The sequence below is a fragment of the Streptomyces cahuitamycinicus genome (assembly GCF_002891435.1).
Classification (GTDB): Bacteria; Actinomycetota; Actinomycetes; order Streptomycetales; family Streptomycetaceae; genus Streptomyces; species Streptomyces cahuitamycinicus.
Genome location: NZ_POUC01000370.1, coordinates 1 through 7,965, shown reverse-complemented (window position 1 = coordinate 7,965; position 7,965 = coordinate 1). Strand labels below are relative to the sequence as shown.

General features: G+C 72.8%; 7 protein-coding genes and 2 pseudogenes. 2 read left to right on the top strand and 7 right to left on the bottom strand.

Annotated elements, in window-relative coordinates; genetic code table 11:
• From C1J00_RS33405 to hrcA, 7 genes and pseudogenes are all read right to left on the bottom strand, one after another.
• A pseudogene (locus C1J00_RS33405) lies at positions 1 to 1,128 on the bottom strand (PD40 domain-containing protein); the annotation flags it as partial.
• Positions 1,129 to 1,173: 45 nt separating this feature from the next.
• Positions 1,174 to 1,719: a hypothetical protein gene (locus C1J00_RS33400; protein ID WP_102912715.1), complete on the bottom strand. Its 546-nt coding sequence runs from the start codon at positions 1,717 to 1,719 to the stop codon at positions 1,174 to 1,176.
• A 49-nt stretch (positions 1,720 to 1,768) separates the two neighbouring features.
• A pseudogene (locus C1J00_RS47990) lies at positions 1,769 to 1,985 on the bottom strand (VOC family protein); the annotation flags it as partial.
• 2 nt (positions 1,986 to 1,987) lie between these two features.
• On the bottom strand, positions 1,988 to 2,725 hold the full coding sequence (locus tag C1J00_RS33395) for a 16S rRNA (uracil(1498)-N(3))-methyltransferase (protein ID WP_102912714.1): 738 nt from the start codon (positions 2,723 to 2,725) through the stop codon (positions 1,988 to 1,990).
• A complete protein-coding gene (locus C1J00_RS33390; RefSeq protein ID WP_102912713.1) occupies positions 2,722 to 3,795 on the bottom strand; it encodes a nitronate monooxygenase in 1,074 nt (357 codons plus the stop codon). The genes C1J00_RS33395 and C1J00_RS33390 overlap by 4 nt, the downstream gene beginning before the upstream one ends.
• 146 nt (positions 3,796 to 3,941) lie before the next feature.
• Positions 3,942 to 5,075, bottom strand: coding sequence for a molecular chaperone DnaJ (gene dnaJ / locus C1J00_RS33385; RefSeq protein ID WP_102912712.1), 1,134 nt, complete (start codon positions 5,073 to 5,075; stop codon positions 3,942 to 3,944).
• Complete coding sequence (gene hrcA, locus C1J00_RS33380) at positions 5,075 to 6,091, bottom strand: heat-inducible transcriptional repressor HrcA (RefSeq protein ID WP_031103805.1); 1,017 nt, start codon at positions 6,089 to 6,091, stop codon at positions 5,075 to 5,077. Before hrcA ends, dnaJ begins: the two co-directional genes overlap by 1 nt.
• A gap of 170 nt (positions 6,092 to 6,261) precedes the next feature.
• Between hrcA and C1J00_RS33375 the strand changes: the two genes are divergently transcribed.
• A complete protein-coding gene (locus C1J00_RS33375) occupies positions 6,262 to 6,993 on the top strand; it encodes an MBL fold metallo-hydrolase (RefSeq protein ID WP_102912711.1) in 732 nt (243 codons plus the stop codon).
• 31 nt (positions 6,994 to 7,024) lie between these two features.
• Entirely contained in the window at positions 7,025 to 7,825 is an 801-nt protein-coding gene (locus C1J00_RS33370; RefSeq protein WP_102912710.1) for a DUF3097 domain-containing protein, read from the top strand.
• The last annotated feature ends 140 nt before the right edge of the window (positions 7,826 to 7,965 follow it).

The window sequence follows — 7,965 nt, the reverse complement described above, 5'->3', positions numbered from 1 at the left end:
GAGCTGCCCGGCGGCGATCCGGCGGGGGGTCGCGCCGGGGGCGAGTCCGGTGGCGGGGGCGAACTCCAGGGCGTCGTCGCCCTCGGCGTCCGTCACCCACACCACCCATTCCTCGCCGTCCGCGCGGAACGTCCGCGGCAGCCGGGCCCGCACCCCGGGCGTCGCGGCCAGCGCGCGGGCCGGGCCGGCGCGGTGGGTGACCCAGTGCACGGAGCCGCGCACGGCGACCGCGCTGCCGCGCGCGGTGTGGTCCGGGGACGCCGAGCCGAACCACCGGGCGGCGTTGACCGGGAACGGCTGGAGGTCGACGCGCTGCCCGCCCAGCCGCACGTCCAGCCGCCGCGGCTCGGCCCCCTCCAGGTCGTCCAGCACCCACAGCTCACCCGAACTGGAGTAGACGACACGGGTGCCGTCGGTCGCGGCGTGCCGTGCGTAGAAACCGTCGAGTGCAGTGTGCCGGCGCAGGTCGGAGCCGTCGGCGAGGGAGGAGTAGAGCGCTCCGGTGCCCTCGTGGTCGGAGAGGAAGGCGATCCTGTCGCCCACCCACAGCGGGTACTCGATGTTCCCGTCGACGTCCTCGTGCAGCCGCACGAAGTCCCCGTCGTCCCCGCGGTCGATCCACAACTTGCCCGCCGTACCGCCGCGGTACCGCTTCCACCAGGCCGCCTCACGCCCCATGGGCGCGGACAGCAGCACCGTGTGCGGTCCGTGGGCGACGTCGCCGACGGGCCCGTACGGCAGGGTGGTGGCCGGGCCGCCGTCCAGCGGGACGGCACGTGCCCAGGTGCGGCGCAGGCTCGCCTGCCCCTCGGCGCTGATCGCCAGGACCTCGCCGTCCGGGGTCCAGCCGCGCACCTGCGTCTTGAGACTCCCCCAGTACGTCAGCCGCTTGGCCGGACCGCCGTCGACCGGGGCGATGAGCACCTCGGGAGCGCCGTCTCTGGTGGAGGTCCAGGCGACCGTGGTGCCGTCGGGCGAGATACGGGGGTGGGTCACCGGCATGTTGTCGGCACTGACCCGCCAGGCCCGGCCGCCGTCGAGCGGGGCGAGCCACACGTCGTCCTCGGCGGTGAATGCGACCAGGTCGCCGTGCACATGGGGGAACCGGAGGTAAGCAGACGATGTCACCCGATCACCCTATGCAGGGCCGACGCCGCGCGGACAGGGTTCGGATCACTTGCCCTCGACGGGGCGGCAGTCCGGATACCGCTCGCACCAGATGGTCTGGGTGACGGTCACGGTGACGGTCGGCCCGGGCTGCCCGCCCGGCGGGCCGCCGACGGGGGGCGGGCTGGTGGAGTTGCAGTCGCCGAGCCCGTCGACCTCGAACCACACCTTGCCGTCCACCTTGGCGGTGATGTTCCCGCGCACACACGCCCCGTCCACCGCGTGGGTGACCTTGCCGTCGACGGTGATCTCCTTGCCGTCGTCGGTCTCACCCTCGCAGTCGACGGTCGCGACGGTCCGCTCACGCGCCGAGGGTGACGACTTCCCGCCGCTCTCCCCGTAGGAGGCGGTGCAGGTCAGCCAACGCACGCCCGCTTTCTGGCGGTTGAGCTCTTCGGTCACGGTCTCGTCGGTGGTGTACGCGACGGACGCGGAGCTGATGCTGCCGGGCTCGCAGGCGACGGCGCCGCCCACCGCCACCGCGGCGAACGTCGCCGCGACCACCACCCGCCGGCCGCGCGCCCCCAGCCGATTCCTCCTCGAAGCCCCCATGGAGGGGAGCCTGCCACCGACTCAGGCCGCGCGGTAGGGCGCAAAGGCGTCAGCCGCGCGGCAGCAGCCACACCCGGAGCTCCACCCCGTAGCCCTCGGGGTCTTGAGATGCGCAACCCGCATCCGGTTCGTCATGGGCCGTGCAGGACCATGACGCCGCGCAGCGTGAGCTTCTCGCAGTGCGCGTCCGGTCCGTCCACCCGCAGCACGACCAGGGAGCGGTGACCGGCCGCCGCGTCGCCCGGTTCGCCGAGCACCTCGGAAAGGGTCAGGACCAGCGTCCGGTGCGTGCCAGGAGCACGGCCGCGGCGGCCGTCCCGGCAGTCGAGGTGCGCAGCACACTGCGCCCGAGGCGGTACGCCTTCGCCCCCGCCTCCTCGAACAGCGCAAGTTCCTCGGGCGCCACGCCGCCCTCGGGTCCCACGACCAGCACGATCTCACCGGTGGCCGGAAGGTCGGCCGTGGCCAGCGGCGCGTCCCCGCTCTCGTGCAGCACGGCGGCGAACTCCACCCCGGCCAGCAGCGAGGCGACCTGCCTGGTCGTGGCCGCTTCCGCGACCTCCGGGAAGCGCACCCGGCGCGACTGCTTGCCCGCCTCCCGGGCCGTCGCCCGCCACTTGCCCAGCGCCTTCGCCCCGCGGTCGCCCTTCCACTGTGTGATGCAGCGCGCCGCCGCCCACGGCACGATCGCGTCGACACCGACCTCCGTCATCGTCTCGACGGCGAGCTCCCCCCGGTCGCCCTTGGGCAGCGCCTGGACGACGGTGACCCGGGGCTGCTCCGCAGGCTCCTCGCGCACCGGCTCCAGCCGGAGGATCAGCCGGTCCTTGCCCTCCGTGTCGAGTACGACGCAGTCCGCCCAGCGACCGGCCCCGTCCGTGAGCACGACGTCCTCACCGGCCCGCAGCCGCTTCACGGAGACGGCGTGCCGCCCCTCCGGGCCGTCCAGGACGTACCGGCCACCGTCCGTGTCGAAGTGCTCGACCACGAACACCGGTGCGGTCACAGCACGCCCCCGCCCGTCAACGAAGCCCGGGCGGCGGCCAGTTCACCGGCCAGCACCTCCACAAGCTGCCCGGCGGGCAGCTCCCGCGCCATTCGGTGCCCCTGCCCGGCCCACAGCGCCATGCCCTGCGCGTCACCGGCCTTGGCGGCGGCCTTGCGCAGCGGCGAGGTGAGGTGGTGGATCTCGGGATAGGCGGCGGGCGCGTACGGGCCGTGCTCGCGCACGAACCGGTTGACGAGGCCGCGCGCGGGCCGCCCGGAGAACGCCCGGGTCAACTCCGTGCGGACGAACAGGGGGTTGGTCAGTGCCCGCTTGTGCAGGGCGTTCGCGCCCGACTCGGGCGTGGCGAGGAAGGCGGTGCCCAGCTGGGCCGCGCTCGCGCCCGCCGCGAGCACACCGGCGATCTGGCCGCCGCGCATGATGCCGCCGGCGGCGACGATCGGGATGCTCACGGCTTCGCGGACCTGGGCGATCAGCGACAGCAGCCCGAGGCCGGAACCGTCCGTCTCGGGGACGTCCCGGTGGGTGCCCTGGTGGCCGCCGGCCTCGATGCCCTGGGCGATCACCGCGTCCGCGCCCGCCTGTTCGACGGCCCGGGCCTCGTCGGGAGTGGTCGCGGCGGCCAGGACGAAGGTGCCGACGCGGTGCAGGGTGTCGACGACCTCACGGCTCGGGACGCCGAAGTGGAACGACACCACGGGCACGGGGTTGTCGCGCAGCACCACGAGCTTGGCTTCGAAGCCGTCGTCGCGCCCGCTGTCCGGGTCGCCGAGCTCGGCCTCGTACCAGGTGGCCTCGCCGGCCAGCTGGTGGGCGTAGACGTCGACGGCCGCGGGGTCGGCGTACTCCGGCTGCGGCATGAAGACGTTGACGCCGAAGGGCCTGCCGGTGAGGCTCCGGATCTGCTTGATCTCCTGGTACATCCCGTCGGCGGTCTTGTACCCGGCGGCGAGGAACCCGAGCCCGCCCGCCTCGCACACGGCCGCGGCGAGCTGCGGTACGGAGACGCCGCCCGCCATGGGGGCCTGCACGATCGGGAAGGGGAAGAGATCGGTCAGTGCGGAGGACATGACCGCATGTTGTCACGTCCTCCGAACCACTCCGAAACCGGCCTGCCGCCTGGCATAGACCAGAAGCACGCTCGCCCTCGGCGCCTGTTGAAGGCGTCCCGGACCCGCCGCGTCAGCGACTGTCGAACGCGTCCCGGACCACCCCGTCAGCGACCGTTGAACGCGTCCTTCAACCGCGAGAACAGCCCCTGCTGCCCCGGTTGGAACTGCCCCGTCGGCCGTTCCTCGCCCCGCAGCTTGGACAGCTCGCGCAGCAGGCGCTCCTGCTCGGGGTCGAGTTTGCTCGGGGTCTGGACCTCGACGTGGATGATGAGGTCGCCGCGTCCGCCGCCGCGCAGATGCGTGACTCCGCGGCCGTGCAGCGGGATCGACTGGCCCGACTGGGTGCCCGGCCGGATGTCGACCTCCTCCAGGCCGTCCAGCGTCTCCAGCGGCACCTTCGTGCCGAGGGCGGCGGCCGTCATCGGGAGCGTGACCGTGCAGTGCAGGTCGTCGCCGCGCCGCTGGAACTGCGAATGGGGCAGTTCGTGGATCTCGACGTACAGGTCACCCGCGGGACCGCCGCCGGGGCCGACCTCGCCCTCGCCTGCGAGCTGGATGCGCGTGCCGTTGTCGACACCGGCCGGGATCTTGACCGTCAGCGTGCGGCGGGACCGGACGCGGCCGTCTCCCGCGCACTCCGGGCACGGAGTGGGGACGACCGTACCGAAGCCCTGGCACTGCGGGCACGGGCGGGACGTCATGACCTGGCCCAGGAAGGACCGGGTCACCTGCGAGACCTCACCGCGGCCGCGGCACATGTCGCACGTCTGGGCCGAGGTGCCCGGGGCCGCGCCCTCACCGCTGCACGTGTTGCAGACGACGGCCGTGTCGACCTGGATGTCCTTCGTCGTACCGAAGGCCGCCTCGTCGAGCTCGACCTCGATACGGATCATCGCGTCCTGGCCGCGGCGGGTGCGCGAGCGCGGTCCGCGCTGCGACGCCGTGCCGAAGAACGCGTCCATGATGTCCGAGAAGTTCCCGAAACCGCCGGCTCCGAAGCCGCCCGCGCCGCCGCCGGCCTGCGAGAGCGGGTCGCCGCCGAGGTCGTAGACCTGCTTCTTCTGCGGGTCCGACAGCACCTCGTAAGCGGCGTTGATCTCCTTGAACCGCTCCTGGGTCTTCGGATCGGGGTTGACGTCCGGATGCAGCTCGCGCGCGAGCCGCCGGAAGGCCTTCTTGATCTCTTCCTGCGACGCGTCGCGGCGCACGCCGAGTACGGCGTAGTAGTCCGTGGCCACTACGACTCCGCCAGGATCTGTCCGACGTACCGTGCCACTGCGCGTACCGCTCCCATCGTTCCCGGGTAGTCCATGCGGGTCGGTCCGACCACGCCGAGCTTGGCGACTGCCTCGCCGCCCGAACCGTAGCCGACCGACACGACGGACGTGGAGTTGAGTCCTTCGTGGGCGTTCTCGTGACCGATCCGTACGGTCACACCCGGATCCTGCGCCTCGCCGAGCAGCTTGAGGAGCACGACCTGCTCCTCCAGCGCCTCCAGCACCGGCCGGATCGTGAGGGGGAAGTCATGACCGAAGCGGGTCAGATTGGCGGTGCCGCCGATCATCAGCCGCTCCTCGTTCTCCTCGACGAGCGTCTCCAGGAGTGTGGAGAGCACCGTGGAAACCGTACCCCGGTCCTCGTGCTCGAACGCCTCCGGGAGATCCTCCACCAGACTCGGCACATCCGCGAAACGGCGGTTCGCCACACGGCTGTTGAGCCGCGCGCGCAGATCCGCGAGCGAGGCGTCGCCGAAGGGCGCCGGGCAGTCGACCACGCGTTGCTCGACCCGTCCGGTGTCCGTGATCAGCACCAGCATCACGCGGGCGGGCGCCAGGGAGAGCAATTCCACATGCCGCACGGTGGACCGCGTCAGCGACGGGTACTGCACGACGGCGACCTGACGCGTGAGCTGCGCGAGCAGCCGTACCGTACGCGCCACCACGTCGTCGAGGTCGACGGCGCCCTCCAGGAAGTTCTGGATCGCGCGCCGCTCGGGCGCGGTCATCGGCTTGACGCCGGCGAGCTTGTCGACGAACAGCCGGTAGCCCTTGTCGGTGGGGATGCGCCCGGCACTGGTGTGCGGCTGGGCGATGTACCCCTCGTCCTCCAAGGCCGCCATGTCGTTGCGGACGGTGGCCGGGGAGACGCCGAGGCTGTGCCGCTCGGTGAGGGCCTTGGAGCCCACCGGCTCCTCGGTGCCGACGTAGTCCTGGACGATGGCGCGCAGCACCTGGAGCCTGCGTTCACTGAGCATCGCGCACACCTCCAGATGTCTGAGCCTGCTGCCCTGCCGGTCCGGCCTGGCACTCTGCGCGTGCGAGTGCCAGCATTCCCCGGCCCAGTGTACGGCGGTGGGGTACACCCCCGGCAAGGCTGGTCGTGCGGCGCCGTGCCCCGAGCGGGGCGCACCGCTAGCGTCGCCGTATGACGGTGACTTGGGAAGACCTCGGATGGGAGCGCGTGGCCGCCGGGGTGGGTCGGTGCCGGCTGCCGGTGTGGGACTGCACTGCGGGGCTGGTCGCCGGTGCGGGCGCGGTCCTTTTGATCGACGCGGGGTCGAGTCTCGCGGAGGGCGCGAAGTTGCGTGCGCAGGCGCGGTCGCTCACGGGCCACCGTGTGACACATCTCGCGCTGACCCATCCGCACTTCGACCACGTTTTCGGGGCGGCGGCGGTCACGGACGCGGAGGTGTTCGGCGCGGTGGGCGTGGACGCGGTGCTGACGCGGGTGCGGGACCGGGAGGAGCTGCGCGCGGACGCGGTACGCCACGGTTTGGCGGCGCCCACGGCCCAGGAGGCGGCGGAGCGGCTGACCCCGCCCGGCCACCTGGTCTCGGGCGAGTGGACCCTTGACCTGGGCGGTGGCCGGCAGGTGCTGCTGGCGAACGTCGGCCCGGGCCACACCGCCCACGACCTGGCGGTGCTGGTGCCGGGTGATCCGGAGGTGGTGTTCTGCGGCGACCTGGTCGAGGAGTCCGGGGAGCCCCAGGCGGGCCCCGACGCTGTGCCGTCGCACTGGCCGGCCGCCCTGGACAGGCTGCTCGCCCTGGGCGGCGAGGACGCGCTGTACGTGCCCGGTCACGGAGCGGTGGTGGACGCGGCGTTCGTGCGGGCGCAACGGGACGCGCTGGCGGCGCGTTTCGGCGTGTCGTGGTGATCGCCCTTCGCCTTCTCCTATCGTCATGCGAATGCGCCAGTACTCCGCCGATCTGACTCCGCCGTGGAAGAAGCCGAAGCCGGTGCCCGAGGTCGCCGCGGAGCCCGGCCTGGTGGTGGAGGAGCCGGGGACCGGCTTCTGCGGCGCGGTGATCCGCTGCGAGGCGGGCACGGTGACGCTGGAGGACCGCTTCGGCAAGCACCGCGTGTTCCCGATGGAGCCGGGCGGTTTCCTGCTGGAGGGCAGGGTGGTGACCCTCGTCCGCCCCTCGCCGAGCGGCCCCTCGCGTCCTACCCGCACGGCCTCCGGTTCGGTGGCCGTCCCCGGCGCCCGCGCGCGGGTCGCCCGCGCCGGCCGCATCTACGTCGAGGGCCGCCACGACGCCGAGCTGGTCGAGCGGGTGTGGGGTGACGACCTGCGCATCGAGGGCGTGGTCGTGGAGTACCTGGAGGGCGTCGACGACCTCCCGTCGATCGTCGACTCCTTCGCCCCGGGCCCCGACGCGCGCCTCGGCGTCCTGGTCGACCACCTGGTCCCGGGCTCGAAGGAGTGGCGCATCGCCCAGTCCGTCACCAGCGACCACGCCCTGGTCGTGGGCCACCCGTACATCGACATCTGGGAGGCGGTGAAGCCGTCGTCCCTGGGCATCGACGCCTGGCCCCGGGTCCCGCGCGGCCAGGACTGGAAGACCGGCGTGTGCCGAGCCCTCGGCTGGCCGGAGAACACCGGCTCGGCCTGGCAGCGGATCCTGTCGGGGGTCCACTCGTACAAGGACCTGGAGCCGGAGCTGCTGGGCCGGGTGGAAGAACTGATCGACTTCGTGACCACGTAACTGCGGGCATGCGGGCGGCCGCCTCAGCTGCGGGCATGCGTGCCGCCAGGGGCGGCACGGGTGGGCGCAGCGGCACCTCGTCGCGCCGAGCTGCGCATCGCCCCGCCCCCGGCACCGCCCCCGAGCACTCAGTCCACGAG